Annotated in this window: 14 protein-coding genes; 11 read left to right on the plus strand and 3 right to left on the minus strand. The window is 52.8% G+C overall.

The features are described from left to right. Positions 1–211 precede the first annotated feature (211 nt). On the plus strand, positions 212–943 hold the full coding sequence (locus tag RT613_RS00905; protein WP_313612211.1) for a FadR/GntR family transcriptional regulator: 732 nt from the start codon (positions 212–214) through the stop codon (positions 941–943). Positions 944–961: 18 nt separating this feature from the next. On the opposite strand, the gene RT613_RS00910 is transcribed toward RT613_RS00905, so the two are convergent. Together RT613_RS00910 and RT613_RS00915 are read right to left on the minus strand one after the other, a co-directional pair. Beyond that, entirely contained in the window at positions 962–1,756 is a 795-nt protein-coding gene (locus tag RT613_RS00910) for a metallophosphoesterase (protein WP_313612213.1), read from the minus strand. Between the two features lie 34 nt (positions 1,757–1,790). Beyond that, positions 1,791–2,345, minus strand: coding sequence for a hypothetical protein (locus RT613_RS00915; protein WP_313612215.1), 555 nt, complete (start codon positions 2,343–2,345; stop codon positions 1,791–1,793). Between the two features lie 474 nt (positions 2,346–2,819). Between RT613_RS00915 and RT613_RS00920 the strand changes: the two genes are divergently transcribed. Then, a complete protein-coding gene (locus RT613_RS00920) occupies positions 2,820–3,935 on the plus strand; it encodes an O-antigen ligase family protein (protein WP_313612217.1) in 1,116 nt (371 codons plus the stop codon). On the opposite strand, the gene RT613_RS00925 is transcribed toward RT613_RS00920, so the two are convergent. Beyond that, complete coding sequence (locus tag RT613_RS00925; RefSeq protein WP_313612219.1) at positions 3,930–4,145, minus strand: KTSC domain-containing protein; 216 nt, start codon at positions 4,143–4,145, stop codon at positions 3,930–3,932. The genes RT613_RS00920 and RT613_RS00925 overlap by 6 nt on opposite strands. A 771-nt stretch (positions 4,146–4,916) precedes the next feature. Between RT613_RS00925 and RT613_RS00930 the strand changes: the two genes are divergently transcribed. From RT613_RS00930 to RT613_RS00970, 9 genes are all read left to right on the plus strand, one after another. Continuing rightward, the gene (locus RT613_RS00930; RefSeq protein WP_313612221.1) at positions 4,917–5,906 is read left to right on the plus strand and encodes a fibrinogen-binding protein; all 990 of its coding nucleotides are present in this window, start codon (positions 4,917–4,919) and stop codon (positions 5,904–5,906) included. 170 nt (positions 5,907–6,076) lie between these two features. Continuing rightward, positions 6,077–8,104, plus strand: coding sequence for a hypothetical protein (locus RT613_RS00935; protein WP_313612223.1), 2,028 nt, complete (start codon positions 6,077–6,079; stop codon positions 8,102–8,104). A 24-nt stretch (positions 8,105–8,128) separates the two neighbouring features. Beyond that, complete coding sequence (locus RT613_RS00940; RefSeq protein WP_313612224.1) at positions 8,129–10,345, plus strand: type I secretion system permease/ATPase; 2,217 nt, start codon at positions 8,129–8,131, stop codon at positions 10,343–10,345. Beyond that, positions 10,342–11,703 (plus strand): HlyD family type I secretion periplasmic adaptor subunit, encoded by a 1,362-nt coding sequence (locus tag RT613_RS00945; protein ID WP_313612225.1) that lies wholly within the window; start codon positions 10,342–10,344, stop codon positions 11,701–11,703. The genes RT613_RS00940 and RT613_RS00945 overlap by 4 nt, the downstream gene beginning before the upstream one ends. 55 nt (positions 11,704–11,758) lie before the next feature. After that, the gene (locus RT613_RS00950) at positions 11,759–12,250 is read left to right on the plus strand and encodes a hypothetical protein (RefSeq protein WP_313612226.1); all 492 of its coding nucleotides are present in this window, start codon (positions 11,759–11,761) and stop codon (positions 12,248–12,250) included. Between the two features lie 82 nt (positions 12,251–12,332). Beyond that, entirely contained in the window at positions 12,333–12,764 is a 432-nt protein-coding gene (locus tag RT613_RS00955; protein ID WP_313612227.1) for a GNAT family N-acetyltransferase, read from the plus strand. 121 nt (positions 12,765–12,885) lie between these two features. Then, complete coding sequence (locus RT613_RS00960) at positions 12,886–14,499, plus strand: GNAT family N-acetyltransferase (RefSeq protein WP_313612228.1); 1,614 nt, start codon at positions 12,886–12,888, stop codon at positions 14,497–14,499. 448 nt (positions 14,500–14,947) lie between these two features. Beyond that, positions 14,948–16,180: a glycine betaine/L-proline ABC transporter ATP-binding protein ProV gene (proV, locus tag RT613_RS00965; protein ID WP_409558733.1), complete on the plus strand. Its 1,233-nt coding sequence runs from the start codon at positions 14,948–14,950 to the stop codon at positions 16,178–16,180. A gap of 120 nt (positions 16,181–16,300) precedes the next feature. After that, a complete protein-coding gene (locus tag RT613_RS00970; RefSeq protein ID WP_409558734.1) occupies positions 16,301–17,185 on the plus strand; it encodes an ABC transporter permease in 885 nt (294 codons plus the stop codon). The last annotated feature ends 30 nt before the right edge of the window (positions 17,186–17,215 follow it).

Genomic DNA, 17,215 nt, shown 5'->3' on the forward strand with positions numbered 1-17,215 from the left:
CTAAACAGCATTGTTTTTAAGGTTCTAATTTACAATTGAATTACATGTGTTTTTTATTGCAAAGCAAACATGAGTACAATAATCATACTATATATTGAATCTTTATCGCCCTGCCATGGCAGAAAGCAACAAAGCTATTTCTCGCAAACCACTGCATTTTGACGTAGAGTTTTAAAGAAATGCAGGAATAGGCAAACGCCAAGGAGATTTCGTGGGGCTGCTGGAAACAACGATCACAGGACGCAAAAGGCGCAGTAGCCACGCACATGTTGTTGCGGAGCTTGGCAGTGGCATTGTGTCGGGTAGCATCCCAGAAGGGTCGATCCTGCCGGGTGACGCCGATTTGTCACTGCGGTTTGGCGTATCGCGCACCGTTCTGCGAGAGGCCATGAAGACGCTGGCTGCAAAGCGGCTTGTGGAACCAAAGGCAAAAGTCGGCACTCGGGTTCTGGGAAGCGAAAGCTGGAACTTCTTTGATGCCGATGTTCTCGGCTGGCGCTGCGAAGCGGGACTGGACCAGCAGTTCGTTGAACACTTGGCCACAATCCGCATGACACTGGAGCCGGCAGCAGCAGCGGCAGCAGCAACCCAGGCCTCCAGCGATGACATTGCCGCGCTTTATGCCATCGCTGCCAGATTTGACGATCTTAACCACACGCCTGAAACCATCGCGAAAGTGGATCTCGATTTCCATCTGGCAATCGCGCGCATGTCAGGCAATCCTTTCATGCGTTCCGCCAGTGGCCTGATAGAGGCCGCCTTGGCAATTTCCTTCAAACTGTCATCTCCAGCCGCATCACCGGAAACCATCGAGGAAATTGCCACCAACCATTTGCGGATTGCACATGCAATTGCGCTGCGAGACCCAGAGAAAGCCACCAATGCAATGCGCCACGTCATTGAGGCTGGCAAGGATCGTATCGCCGTCCACCTGACAAAATAAGCGGGAATCACGAGTACGTCAGGAAATAAGAAAACCCTTGCCATCCTCGAGCTTGAGAACGGTCAGGCGGTTGGTGTTCACCGCACCGGTATCGATGCCGATACGATTGCGCCCTGTTTCAGGCTGTTCGGTCACCGTATGGCCATGCACCACCAGAAATGGCAGCTCCGGACCACGTGACAGAAACGGCTCGCGAATCCACATCAGATCACGGTCATCCTGATCGGTGAGCGCAACGCCCGGCCGCAATCCGGCATGCACGAAAATATAAGAACCGATCCTGATGTAACCGACCATATCTCGCAGCAACTGAATGTGTTGAACCGGAATGGTGTCGTTTACCACACGTTTCAGGTCCTCAATGCCGTTCTTGCCGCGTGACAGCATGTAATCCGCATCAATGCCATAAGACAGCAACGTCTGACGGCCACCGAAATCCAACCAGTTCAAGTGCCTGGCCGGATCTTCGAAGAACTGTAGAAATGCGTCGTCATGATTACCACACACCAGAAAACGTTGCAGCCCGTAAGGCGACGGCGCACAGAGGTAGTCGAGAACAGCCGACGAACTCTTGCCGCGATCGACATAATCTCCCAACAGCACGATGATGCCGGACTTGCCATTTGCCATCAGGTCGCCAGCAACAAGACTTTCCGCATGCTGCAGCAGATCGATACGACCGTGCACATCACCAATGGCATAAATCGGGTATTGCGGCAGACCGCTACCGAGATCGATTCGTTGCCGCCTGGACTCGGGAACCGCCTGTTGCACGGTCTTGGCACCGAACAGTCGTTGAAATGTTGGTATCATTCTATTGCAAAACTTTCCTGCATGGCATTCCAATTCAATTTGGGCTGCCAGCGGCACGCACCAGCGGAATTACTGCTTCCTTTTCCAACAGCATATCAGAAACACTGCGTCCGTTTATACGGCAATTGACTAACCATGTTCTGAGCGCGATGGCGGTTCTGTTACATTCCACATAATTCCTCGCCAAAATGTTACGCAACACGACAGATGCCTTCGCACCACACGCAATTCTTTGGCCGCGCGCATCTATACATATCTGGCGTTGCGGAATTCCACTCACATTTTCGAGTAGAAACACACCGTCATCCGTGGAGAAAGATGCACTGTCGTGGATCTTCATGTTGAACCTCCCCCTGAACTTGTAGGGATACTCGTCAATCAGCGGAATGTCCGGTTCACGGCGCTGCACACGCACAGGTTCAGTTGTCCAGACCGCCCGCTGATCCGGTGAATAAAGCCCTTTTTCAAGCAATTGTTGCGGCGCATCGTGCTCCGGCGGGGCAACCATTTCAGCAAACAGCACCATCACCAGAATGAATAAACCAACGCTGCAAACCAGACGAAAAACAAGTCCTGTCACTTCTTGCATTAATTAAACCGAAAAATGTTGTTCCATAGAACTGTGCAATAGTTTATGGGCTTCAATTCTATAATGTCCCCATGATGATCTTTATAAAAAATCAAATAATGCAATGTGTTTGCATGAGGTGCTTTCTTGAGTGCGCTTTCCCTTCCAGTTAGCCTCATTGCCAGTAAGTCTCGTGGTTTTATGACGGTCATTTACTGGTTGATTATTTTATTAGCAGTTATTGATAATGGCGGGTCCGGTGTAAAAACTGTTCCAATTCTCTGTCTCGGGATTTTTACACTCCTGCCCATTTCCATGGCGACAGCAGGACTACCCAAATATTCTCGCGCCATTCTAGTTCTGGCCGCTGTGTTTTTGATAGCACTTCTGTGTTTTGTAATCTTCCAGACCTCCCCACTTCCTGGCCACATGCTTGCACATCCAGCCTGGCAGGAGGTTGCCAAGCTTAATCCGGACGCTGTTCCGGTGATATCCTTGACCCCGACCGATGATATGGGGGGCTTTTTGAAGGTGGCGCTCGCCACCGGCATCTTCATGACGGGCCTTATTCTGTTTGATACAGATGAACGTGCGCTGTCCGCTCTCAAGGTTTTTGGCATTGGCGGTGGCATCATTGCCATATGGTCCATCCTGCAATTCCTGATCCTGCCCGGTACGCTCGGCTTTGGGCAGAAAAAATTCTACCTCGACAGCCTCACCAGCTTCTTCATTAACAGAAACACAGCAGGAACGTTCCTTGGCCTGCTACTGCTTGCATTGTTTACTCTTGCCTGGCGTACGCTTGAGCCACTGGAAGTCCGCCATATCTGGGCACGGATGACCTATGGCACAGGCCTGACTAACAACCAGAAGAAACAGATCCTCAATACAAGTTTTTACACCCTCCTGCTGTTTGCGACTTTTGTGGCGCTGATGTTGACACGCTCGCGCGGCGCGACAGCCGCAACATTTGTCGCGCTGATGGTTCTTGCCATCACGCTGGTTCTTGGCACAAAAAAATCATCCGGGCAGACTTTTGCAAAACGAACACTGTGGTCGCGCATTCGCCCCTTCGCCGTAACCGCTGGCGCGGCTTTGACCGTGATGATCATGTTCTCCGCCTTTGCGGGACGGGCCTCATTGCGCATAGAGGCTGCCGGTGGTGAGGATGGCCGTTTTTGCGTCATGCCATTCATCAAATCGGCAGTGGCGGATCATTTCCCGTGGGGAAGCGGCCTTTCCAGCTTTCAGTCCGTTTATGCCGGATACCATGAAGCAGCCTGCGGCATCTCCCGCGTCTGGACTCGAGCCCACAATGTCTATCTTGAGGGGCTGCTGACCCTTGGTATGGTCTTCATCATTCTGGCAGCGACTTTTGTTCTGGTCTTTCTGACGATTTTCATCAGGGGCATGATCAAAAGAAAGAATTTCGGTTTCGCAGGCAAACTCGGATTAGCTGCCCTCATCCTTGTCGCCATTCACTCGGCAATCGACTTCTCGCTGCAAATCCCCGGCCTGACCGTCAGCTTCGCAGCTTTGCTGGTGCCGCTTGCCACCATCAGCACTCGACCGTCTGCTGGTCGACGCAAGAGACAAAGCCGCGCCTCATAACAATTTGCGAAGCGGGCTGATGTGGCGGGTATAATACCACCCAGGGGACTGGGCCGTAATCAGGTTTTCATACATGGCGCGGGGAACGGCAATCGTTCGCTGGCGGCCATCGTGAAAGGTTACCGACAGCATGCGTTTATCGTCATCATAAGATGCAGATGCAATCAGCTTTGATTTTAACGTTGAACTGTCCGTTACGTGCTCAGCCATGCCTGTTTCCATCTGCGAGGGTGTAACTTTTGGTTAATCTTGTGCGGCGCACAAAGGATTGTCAACTGAGCAAAATTCGTTTGGTATTTTGCGTAGTCATTCCCTGAATACTGGAATATCCCCGCATACCTGGCCTGCCAGTGTAAGCCACCAATTTGACGGTCGTTTAAAATAGACCAGCACCTCTGAAAAATTAAAAAATACGTTCGGTATGGGTCTTACTCATTTGATTAGCAATGAGGCCAAACTACGAACGGTACTAATCATTTTGCGCTGAAAAAGTTCCGCTCGCACAACGATGAATTGCAAACACCTAGAAAAATCTTTTTAATTCAACCAAATAAAGCAGAAGATAATTCCGCTTTCCCGCGGTTTTCTGGTTAACCCGAATTGGTATCTATCAAAACGTCGTCTTATCCGACACAGTCTGGCCGTTGCCTCAGGGCAGCCATGGAAGCGTTGTTGTGACAGGTTTGTGTTTGTCAGACGGGCAGCCCTTCCTTTCAAGAAGACAGAAAAAAGCATGACTTGCAGGCGGTAGCGACTGTGAGGACGGATTTGTGCGCCTTTGTATCGAGTGACGTGCAGTCCCAACGGCCCAGGTTAACCGGGCAACAAGACCTGAACAACAGGTCGGGGTGAACCGCAGATGAAATGTACTGATTACATCTGCCTGACTGTAACCATCACGGAGCATGCGCAGACGAAAAATCCCGTTTAGATGAGAGGGATGTCGAAAGCTGCTCCGAATTTCTTTTGGAGGAAATGGAAATGGGTGCTTACGATCCCAAATCGCCGAGTGGCAGTGACGACGACATCACCAAAATTGGTGCGCTTTCGGATGGTTTTGCCAATACGGCAACCAATGACACCAGCGTGGATGACAGCAATGTCGGCACGGCAAACGGTAACAACCGTAATAACGACAACAGCGACAACAGCACAAACACAGATATTGATGCCAAGGTCGACGTTGCCGTTGGCAATGGCGACAATCGTGACAATGATTACGACTGGAGCTACGACAGCAAAACCGTAAGCCTGTCGGACAATGACACCAACACCAAGACGACCACAATTACCGATACCGACACCAAGGTCGATTATGACTGGAGCTATGACAGCAAGACAGTCAGCGTGTCGGACGACGACACCAACATCAAGACAACCACGATTACCGACACAGATACAGACATCAAGAACATCTCGGATGACGATACGACAAATACGTCGGGAAGCTTCAATTCTTCGGACAGCTTCTACAAAGCGGACACCGATTTTGCAGTTCTTGAAGACGTGAAGGACTTCGGCAATCTGGGCATTGCCGGTGGCGATCTGACCTTCAACCTTGGTGACGACTTCTCGTTCACACTTGATGTTGACAACGTTCTCAACGGTTCGCTCAACGGTGGCGGCCATAACACGGGCTTCAGCCTCGTGCAGGCCAACCATCTTGCCGATCAGGACGTCGCCTATGACCTCAAGATGAACAATGGCGGTGCTGAAAACCACCTCACGGCGGATGCAGGCACAGCCTACGGTTCAGAAGGTGTGGACATGGACGGCAAGGGCTGGGACCTCAAGGCAGGCGACGATGTCGCAGGCACCAGCACAGCCGATGCATCTGCGATCCTGGCAAATTCTGGCTTCCACATGGAGCTGGTACAGGGCGCCAACATGCTCAGCAATGCTGTTGATGTCAGCATCATCGGTGGGAACTCTCACATCACAGATGTGGGCGAAGATACTTCAAGTCACTGATGCTCCCTCTGCAATGAAAGGCTGCACCGGCACCCGCCGGTGCAGTTTGACGGTTGTTCAGACCGGCAAAGGGCATCCGGTGGCAGCAGAAATCGCAAGCTCCCAGTCTCCCCTGAAAAGACCAGCCTGCGATTTCTGTTCGTGATGCCGCTCTAAAGGAGGGGTTCACCATGTATCTATATGACGACAAAATTTCAGACATGATCGCTCATTTCATTGGCCTTTTCGAGACCACAATGGATGAGGCGCGCATGCGCCAGAAATATCTCAAAGGCAAAAGCCAGCCTGAGAAAGACCCGGCACTACAGGCAGATGAAATCAGGGATCGTGACTTTGCTTCGCGGCTTGAACTACAGGATTACGCACCTGGCGTTAATTATCGCGCTCCCAATGACGACTGGGATTACGCAGGTTACAGACCGGCCAGAGGTTTTGATGATGCATTGGACCGGCTGCACGCAGGCAATGCGACCGGATTGAGTGCCCCACGCACGCACCATCTCGGTGCCGGACCTTTCCCGCAGGAACAGGAACTGGTCATTCATGAAGGCCCCGGCTCCATCATTGCGCACACCGTCCAGGTCAACCTGCTGCAGGATGACGATTACCTGAACATGACTGACAGCGTAAACATTCCACGCGATACGACATTCGTCACCGCACGTCTTATTGAATTTTACGACAAGGCGGAAGCCTATGTGCCGTTCTCCGGTTTCACACGCACCGACGAATACGCCAAGCTGCAGGACATCGCCCGGGACATTCACGATTACATCGACAATGCCCGCGAAAACGACATCACCTCACTGAACACTGGTGCCGATGTCGATTTTGTCCTGGCAGCCCACCAGATCAACGGCGTTTACATCAATGGTGTGCTTTCGGAAGAGGCCCCCGACGTCAATGACTTCATGCCGGACCGCGGCATTGCAAAACCGGCGGAAGAGCCGGAAAAAAGTGACGTTTCGCTCGAAGACAACAACGAACATGCCAATATCGTTGATGTTGCAACGGGTGCCAACGTCGTTGCCAATGTGGCAACACTCACCAACACGGGCGTCATGGCCCCGGTGATGGCCGTGATGGGTGACTATCACCAGATCGACGCGATTACGCAGGCCTATATTTACAGTGATCGTGACGAGATCGACACGGCACTGACGACTTCGGAAAATCACACGGCCACAGCCGCATACAACATCGCCTCCTTCGAAAGAGGCACCTACGAAAATGCGCCACACCCGTCATCGGTCGACGATGACGGCAATCTTGTTTTCCCGACCGCATGGCGGGTCAGCGTGGTTGAGGGGGACGTCTGTTTCGTCAACTGGCTGGAGCAATACCAGTTCATTTCCGACAACGACACGATGACCATCACCACCACTGGCAATGAGGTGAGTGTGCTGACCGGTGGCAACGCCGCCATCAACCTGTTTTCGTTCCTGGGCATCAGCACGCAGTTCGATCTGATCATTGTTGGTGGCAACGTTCTGGACATGAACATCATCAGCCAGATCGCGGTGCTTTACGACAATGACTGGGCACGTGCCCTCAGCGACATGAGTGACACCAACGCAGCCACTGTCCAGTCCGGCAATAATCTTATCTGGAACCAGGCATCGATCCATAATATTGGCGACAATGATCGGTTCGAAACCATGCCTGACCATATTGGCCAGGCGGTCGACGCGATCAATGAGCGTGACCCGAACCTTCCAACCGACTTCGCAACCGACCCAACATTTGCCGGTCATGAGGGACTGAACGTCCTCTACATCACAGGCAATCTGTATGATGTCACCCTCATCAAGCAGGTCAGCATTCTTGGAGATTCCGACGATGTGACCCAGGCTGCGTCCAAGGTTCTGGAAAACAACCATGACGCAACAGTCACCATCGATACCGGAAGCAATGCTCTCGTGAACATCGCCCAGATCATCGATTATGACAGCTTTGGTTCCACCACCTATCTGGCAGGCAATCTCTATTCGGATGCAATCCTCATTCAGGGCGGCATTATCGAACATGACACGTCCCAACCACAGCCAGTTGGCAGCGGCCTCGCAAACGAGGTCATCGCATTTCTGGATGACGACAACCCCGCTGTGGACAACACCGATGGCGTTCTCAACGCCGGTCACGACCTGTCCTGGTCGTTGGCACATCCGGTTGATGTCATGCAATCCGTCGTCGCCTGACGAGACATTCCGAGGAACAAGCAGATGAATCAGGTTTCGCGTAATCTAACTGCCGACGGGAAGGCGCAAACGGAAGAGGAGTTAACGGAGGCCTGCATTTCGGCCATCAATGATGCCGTTAATAAGCTGCGCACTCTGTCTCAGCCGTCTGAAAATGGGCAGGTCAGCAACAGGCAGACGCCTGTTGCAACAGCTCCGGTGAAGCAGGAGCATGCAACTCACGCAACACAAGAAATCCGACCGGAAACCGCACGTGTTTTACCGGAAGAACAGGTTCCAACAGTTGCCCCACGCGCGCCAACGGACCGGGAACGCAACGAACCGGAACCTGAGTTGAAATCAGCCCCTGAAATTCCAGCTTTCACCAAGACGATTGACAGCAATGTCGGCCCTCTGCGTGACAACGAACGGCGCGTCGCAACCGGCGGTGGCGGCAACGGCAAGGAACCGGAATTCCGCGGCGGTGGTGGTGGCGGTGGTGGCGGTGACAACACCAGCTTCCATAAACGCAGCGAACCGGTCAATTTTGCGGTCAGCCTTGCAAAAGGCATCGCAGCCGTCAGACGCAACATGATCATCGTGATGTTGTTCACGGTTGCCATCAACGTGCTGCTCTTGGCCATTCCGCTTTATCTATTCCAGATTTCCGACCGCGTTCTGACCAGCCGCTCCATGGACACATTGATCATGTTGTCCGTTGCGGTATTGGGCGCTGTGCTGTTGCAGGCGTTTCTCGATTCTATCCGTCGCTTCATCCTGATGCGCACGGCTGTTGAACTGGAAGTGCGTCTTGGTGCACCCATCCTCAGTGCGGCTGCCCGCGCATCCATGCATGGCAACGGCAAGGACTATCAGATCTTGCAGGACCTGCAGCAACTGCGATCCTTCATCACCTCAGGTACACTGATCGCCTTTCTTGACGCGCCGTTGATGCCCCTGTTTGTGGTGGTGGTCTATCTGGTGCATCCACATCTCGGCATCATCATCATGACCTGCTGCGCGGTGCTGTTTTTCATCGCATGGCTGAACCAGAAATTTACGGCCCGTCAGTTTGCCGAAGCCAATATTTTTCTCAGCCGCGCCAATTTCCACCTCGATTCCATGTCGCGCAACTCGCAGATCATCAATGCCTTGGCAATGATCCCGGAAGCCGTGAAGATGTGGGGCCGTGAAACAGCCGGCTCCTTGCAGTCTCATGTTGCCGCGCAAGACCGCAACATCATCTTCTCCGGCATTTCCAAGGCCTGCCGCATGATCACGCAGATTACCCTTCTCGGCTGGGGCGCGCATCTGGCGCTGTCAGATCAGTTGACGGGCGGCATGGTCATTGCAGCCTCGATCATTTCCGGCCGCGCGTTGGCGCCAATCGAAGGTGCAATTGAAGGCTGGAACCAGTTCAACAAATCTGCGACAGCCTATGGCCGCATCAAGGCATTGTTGTTGAATTCACCGTTGAACTTCCCACGCCTGCGTCTGCCCAACCCGGAAGGTCGGTTGGATGTCGAACGTGTGCTTTTTGTCCCACCGCCCCAGAAAAAGGTGATCCTCAACGGCATTTCCTTCTCGTTGAACAAAGGTGAATCGCTTGCCATCATCGGCAATTCGGGTTCAGGCAAAACTACCCTGGGCAAAATGCTGGTCGGTTCGATCATGCCAACATCAGGCAATGTGCGTCTGGATCTGATGGACCTGCGCAACTGGGATCAACGCCAGTTCGGTGAAAGCATCGGCTACCTGCCGCAGGACGTGCAGCTTTTCCCTGGCACCATCAAGGCCAATATCTGCCGCATGCGCGATGATGTCGAAGACCGCCAGATCTTCGAGGCCGCTGTGCTGGCCGATGTGCATGAGTTGATTGCCAGCTTCCCGCAGGGGTATGAAACGGTGGTGGCTGCCGATGGTGCACCACTGTCCGGCGGCCAGAAACAGCGTATTGCCCTTGCGCGCGCCTTCTTCGGTGATCCTAAATTCGTGGTGCTGGATGAGCCTAACTCCAACCTGGATACCCAGGGTGAAGCGGCTCTGGCAAAAGCCATCCTGCATGCAAAGAAGCAAGGCATCACAACCGTCACCATCACCCAACGGCCTGCCCTTTTGCAGTGCGTGGACAAGATCATGGTTTTGAAGGACGGCACCGTTGCCATGTTCGGTGAACGTGTGGACGTTCTGAAAGCCCTGACCCGTGGCAGTAACAAGGAGCAAAACGGCCCTGACCCGCGCATTGAGGGAGAGCGCAAATGAGCTTTCGTAACAAGGAAAAAAAGCAGGATGTGAAAGATCAGGGCCAGCTTGAGTGGTATAACGAAGTACCCCGATCAATCCGCCTGCACAGTTTCGTTGGTCTTGCCGTGTTGTTTTCGGCCTTCGGCGGGTTTGGTTACTGGGCGGGAACAGCACCTTTGGCATCCGCCATCATCGCGCAGGGCAGCTTTGTCGCCACTGGCAACAACAAGATCATCCAGCATCTGGAAGGCGGCATCATCAAAGATATGCGCGTCAGCGAAGGTGACATCGTCCATGAAGGTGATGTCCTGCTGACGCTCGACAAAACAGCCGCCCTTGCCAATGAACGCATGCTGAAACTTCGTCGTCTGCGTCTGGAAACCATCGTGATCAGACTGCGCGCCGAAGCCCAGGGCGAAAAGGTCTTCAAGGTGCCTGATATCGTGCTGGATGAAGCCAGCGACCCTGATATCAACGCAATTATCCAGAGCCAGAATGTTGTTTTTCACAGCAAGCAGATCAAGCTTGAGGAACAACTGAACCTGATTGAAAAGAACATCAGGTCACTTGAATTCCGTTATGCCGGCTACAAGGGGCAGAGGGATGCTTTTGACCGCCAATTGGCCCTGCTGACACAGGAACGGGATTCCAAGGAACGGCTTGCCAAGAATGGCGTCATTCGCAAAACGGACATGCTCGCCCTGGAACGGGCCATCGCTGATGCGATGGGAGATATTGCCCGGCTAAGCGGTGAGATGAACCAGAGCGAGGCAGAAATCGCCAAATTTCGTCAGGAGGCAATTATCGCGGTCAACTCCAACAAGCAGGCGGCACTTGATGCGCTTGAAACTGCCGAATCCGATCTCGACAGCGTTCGCCAGCAAATGCGCGAAGCCGCCGAGGTGCTGGACCGCACCATCATCCGCTCGCCTGTTAGCGGCACCGTTATCCGCGCCTATTACCATACCGCAGGCGGCGTTATCACAACCGGTAAACCCATCATGGAAATTCTGCCCGCCGGTGTTCCGCTGATCCTGGAAGCACAGGTTTTGCGCACCTCCATCGACCAACTCCACGAAGGCCAGACAGCTGCTATCCGACTGTCGTCGCTCAACCGCAGAACGACACCGGTGCTGCATGGTCAAGTGTTCTACGTATCGGCCGACAGTATCGAAGAAAGTGCCGGTCTTTCGACCAAGGATGTCTATATTGTCCGTGTGCGTATTCCCGATGAGGAAATTGCCCGCGTCAATGGTTTCCATCCCGTTCCAGGCATGCCTGCAGATGTGCTGATCCAGACATCGGAACGCACATTCTTCGAATATCTGACAAAACCGATCGCCGACAGCATGTCGCGAGCCTTCAAGGAACGTTGATGATCCCTCGGCTCAGGCATATATTCGTGGTGTCATGCCGGATGGGAGGATCACCATGGCAGCCATGTCGGATGTTCTGTTACGTGTTGGACGATTGAACTATGTCTGGACCAACACGGAAAGTCTGCTGATCTACATCATCGCGCATATGCTGCGCGTGGAGAAAGAAGCGGCAATCGTTGTGTTTTTGACCCTTAACACCACGCGTGCCCGCATCGATCTAATCGAAAGGCTTGCCAAGCTTTCCGCTACCCCCGCAGGTGAACAGAAGGCCATTCTCAGCATGATGGCACGGCTAAAGGCCGAGTCCAGAATGCGCAACAAATACAATCACTGCATTTATTCGTTCGATGAAAACGGCGAGATATCCAGCACACAGTTGATGCGCCTGATCGATGACGACACGAAGGTACGTTACGGCAAGGTTGAGCAGATGGACCAGAAAGAACTGGACAGCTTGGAAAAATCGATTGCCGAGATCGTTGATCTCAGCAAGACGATCTGGAATTTCATTCACGCCAGCCCACATGTGTCAGGGGAACTGTGAACGTCTGAGTTCGGCTTCTGGCCTGTATTGACAAGACAAAGTCAGACGCTCTTATACGGGAAAAATCCCAAGGATCCTTCCCATGAGCATGCCCATCATCGACATCGTCACCGAAAACCCGACAGAACAGGATTGTGCGGCAATCATTGCGCCATTGCGCCAATTCAACCGGGAAAATCGTGGCGCGATCGAGGACAAGCCGGATTTTGCCATTCTGGTGCGTGACGCCGAAACGCATGAGGTTCTGCGCGGTCTTTATGGCAGCGATAGTTATGGCTGGGCTTTCGTGAAATATCTCGTCGTACCCGAACAATTTCGCGGCCAGAAACTTGGTTCACAGCTGATCGAAGAGGCCGAAAAAATTGCCCGTGATCGCGGTTATATCGGTATTTGGCTGGATACTTTCGAGTTCCAGGCCAAGCCCTTTTACGAAAAAATGGGTTTCACCGTATTTGGTGAGTTAGAGGGCGGACCAAATGCCATCGGCCGTTATTTCCTCAAGAAAAAGTTCTGATCCCACCGCAAGGCTAATCCCTATTGATGCGTGTTTTTCATCCATAGGGAATATTTGAAGCCGCACAATTCCCAATACAATGAATGCTCCCGACATAAGTAGATCGTATTGGGAGGGGATCATGCGCATCGATATTATCGATACTGATCAGGCGTTTGATGACGTGCGGGAGAATTGGGATCGCGTTTTTATGAGCGATCCATATGCACAGCATTTCCTTTCCTGGGTCTGGCTGAAACGATATCTCTTTCGCCGCAAACGCTGGTTCATTCTGGCTTTGCGCGAGAAGGCTGAAGGCTCACCCTATGTCGCCTTCTTCCCTCTGCGCATCGTCACACTTCTCAACGAAAAGACTGGCCAATTCTATGATGAAATCATCATGGCCGGCAACTTCGCAGCCGATTACACCGGTTTCCTGACCATGGCGGACTATGAGGAGCACGCCGTTGCAGGCTTCTGCTCCTATATTCGCCAGCAGAACTGGACCAACCTGAAAATCGAATATTTCTATGGCCCACCCGGCCGTCGCGAAGCCATGATAAGAGCGCTGCAAGGGCCAAATGTCATGTTCCGCGACAGCACGCCCAAGAGCCTCAATGACATCAACAACTGCATATGTCCCGGCGTGCCGCTGCCTGATCGTTTTGACGCCTATCTTGATACGCGCATGAGCAGCCAATCCAGGCAAAAGCTGCGTCGCTTCCTGCGCAAGGTAGAAAGTGATCCGGACTGGAAGATCACATTCGCGACACCACAAACCATCAAACGCGACATCACGATCCTGTTTGACTTTTGGCGGACCAAATGGGCACCCTTCAAGGGCAAGGAGCGAACAGAAAGGCTGATTGCAGGTTCACGCGAAATGCTGATGGACTGTTTTGTCGATGGCAATCTCGATGTGCCTGTCTTGTGGTATCAGAACAAGCCGCTTGGCGCACTTGCCAACATTGTCGACCGTCAGAAAATGGCAATGCTGTTTTACGTGACAGGCCGCGATGAAAGCTGGAAAACACCCTCGCCTGGTTTTGTCCTTCACGGTTACTGCATCCGCCGGGCAATCGACAACGGTTTCCGGTATTATGATTTCCTGCGAGGCAATGAACCTTACAAATACATGTTCGGACCGAATGAGCGCCATATCAGCTGCACCATGTTCCGCTCGCGTAGTGGTCAAAATCTGGGTGACATTTTAAACCCACGCAGCATCCGCTTCGTCTACGAGAAGGCCCTGCAACTCTACAAGGAAGGCAAAAAGGCCAATGCCGAAGTAGCTTTCAAACAGGTGGTGGATGCGGCACCAGAGCACTATGGTGCCCGTTTTGGACTGGCCAATCTGCTGTTTGAAAAGGGAAAGCTTCCCCAGGCTGAACAGGCATTCGACGCATTGGCAAAACAGGTTGAAAGCCCCGTGCCTGTACTGATGCGTCTTGGCGAAACACAACTGGCTCTGCATCGCTATGACGAAGCCTCTGTCACCTTCCAGAACGCGCTCAAGCTGTCACCCTTTAACCGTGAAGCGCTCTACAAGCGTGGCGTGGCACTGACAGCCGCTGGCAAAACCATTGAGGCACTGGAGACATTTTCCACCCTGCGCGGATATTATTCCGACAATCCAGCCCACCGGGAATATACGGAAAAAGCCAAACTTGCCTTTGAGCGATTGATGGGAAGTCTGGGTATTGGCGTGGCAAAACTGCCATCCATTCCGACCACTCCAAAAATGCTGCAGTCCTGAGGCAAGGAAGCACTAAACGCGGCATCAAAAGCCGCCATTTTACAGGGGCTGTGGAACGAATTGCGCGCGCAGATGATAGTTCCAACAACCTAACTCGAGAACACAATTTTGCGCTATTTTCAACCTGAAATAAGGCAATTTTAGCAATGGATTTCCACAATTTTGATTTTTTGGTGGACATTTCAAGTTAATTGAATTATATGTTCAACACACTTCATCGCGGAAGCACCGTAATTATCAATATTACAGCGTGCGACATGACCGCTCAATTCGCGTGCGTAACTTCGTTATTGAGCGAGTTACACGACAAATAATCAATAATGCTCGAAAAAAATCGGGCAACCAAGAATAACGTCATAAAGATTATGTCGCAGGAGTTTTATTCTTACGCGTTACAATCTTTAAACTCAAGGAGAATGCCTGCGCTATCGAGCGCGGCTCAATTTGTATGGCTTTGACAACTGAAAATGAGACGTCTGTGCAACAGCACTCGACCAAGATCAGTCTGAAAAACATCTACAAGGTTTTTGGCGAACATCCCGAGAAAGCCTTGAAAATGCTCCAGTCGGGGCAAAAAAAATCCGACATCCATAAGGCGACCGGCTGTTCGATCGGCGTCAACAACGCCAGCTTCGATATTCGCGCCGGCGAAATCTTCGTTATCATGGGGCTCTCAGGCTCCGGAAAATCTACGCTTTTGCGTCTTCTTAATCGCCTGATTGAACCGACCGCCGGCACGATTGAAATCGACGGACGCGATATTACCCGCATGTCGCAGCGCGAACTGATTGAAGTGCGCAGACGCGATATAAGCATGGTGTTCCAATCCTTCGCGCTTTTGCCCAACAGATCAGTGCTCAACAATGCTGCTTTCGGTCTTGAGATCGCAGGTGTCGGTGAAGCCGAGCGTAACCAGAAAGCGACGGCCGCTCTCGCTGCCGTCGGTCTCGCCGGGTACGAAAACAGCCGTCCTGACCAGCTCTCCGGCGGCATGAAGCAGCGTGTTGGCCTTGCCCGCGCGCTCGCCAGCGAACCAACGATCCTTTTGATGGACGAGGCGTTTTCGGCACTCGACCCGCTCATCCGAACCGAGATGCAGGACGAACTCGTGCGCTTGCAGGCCGAACACAGCCGTACGATCGTGTTCGTCAGCCATGACCTTGACGAGGCCATGCGCATTGGTGACCGTATCTGCATCATGGAAAACGGCAATGTCGTACAGGTTGGTACACCTGATGAAATCGTCCTCAACCCTGCCAACGACTATGTGCGTTCGTTCTTCCGCAACGTTGATGTTTCGCATGTCTTCAAGGCAGGCGATATCGCCCGCAAGACCCAGGTGACGATCATTGAGCGCCAAGGTGTATCGGCCGCCGCCGCACTGGAACGCATGAAAAGCTTTGACCGCGAATATGCCATCATTCTTGGCCGCGACAAAACCTATCATGGCATGGTCAGCCAGGCCTCGGTGGTGGAAAAGGTCAAGGCTGGTGCAAGTGACCCCTACCGCAATGCATTTCTGCCAGAAGCAGAAGCCATTGCTGCGTCCGAGCCGCTTTCCAACGTGATGAGCAAGGTTGCAGGCAGCCCTTGGCCGGTGCCGGTGGTCGATGACAGCAACCGTTATCTCGGCTCGATCAGCAAGTCGACACTGCTGGAAACGCTTGATCGCACCAACTGATCCAAACGCATACCCTCGGCGTCAGCGCGTTGAGGGTATGCAGCCCTATTCTCCCGGCAAATGCGGATCGAACAGACTGTCAGCCATTCTCCGCAAACGCCGCAACAATTGGACCCTCTCATGAATTTCGATATCGGAGACGGTATAGACATTGCCGTCAATTACATACTGGACAACTTTTCCCCAGCGCTGGATTTTATCGCCGCCGCAATCGGTTTCGTGACCAGCGGCATCCAGGACAGTTTGCTGGCCATTCCCATGCCAGTTGGCATCGCCATTTTTGTCGCTTTGGCCCTTTGGCGCGTTGGGGCTGGTTTTGCGGTTTTCACCGCCCTGTCACTTTATCTCGTCAACCACATGCAACTGTGGTCAGCCATGATGGAAACCCTGTCCCTGGTTTTGGCGTCCACCATCATCGCCATGGTGCTTGGCCTGCCGATGGGTATTGCCATGGCACGCAATGACAAGGTGGCGGCCATTGCCCGCCCGACGCTAGACCTGATGCAGACCATGCCTGCTTTCGTCTACCTTATTCCAGCCGCCATGTTCTTCGGGCTTGGCGCAGTGCCAGGCACCATTGCAACGGTTATCTTTTCCATGCCGCCAGTAGTTCGTCTGACCAATCTGGGTATTCGCCAGGTGCATGCGGAATTTATCGAAGCCGGTCTCGCCTTCGGTTGCACCCCTTCGCAACTGTTGCTCAAGGTGCAGTTGCCAAATGCCATGCCGTCGATCATGGCCGGCATCAACCAGACGATCATGTTGTCGCTTTCCATGGTGGTCATTGCGTCTATGATTGGTGCGGGTGGCATCGGCAACACCGTGTTGACGGGCATTCAGCGCCTTGATGTTGGCACTGGTTTCGAAGGCGGCATCGCCGTGGTCATTTTGGCTGTCATTCTCGACCGCATCACGCAGAGCCTTGGCAAGGAACGCCCCGCCTTCTGGCGCGTGCTGTTCCAAAAGAACGCCCGTGAACCAGAACTGGTCACCGCCACCCACTAATTCTTTCTCCATAAGCGGGCTTGAACCCGC

It is taken from the genome of Agrobacterium sp., assembly GCF_032092815.1.
Classification (GTDB): Bacteria; Pseudomonadota; Alphaproteobacteria; order Rhizobiales; family Rhizobiaceae; genus Agrobacterium.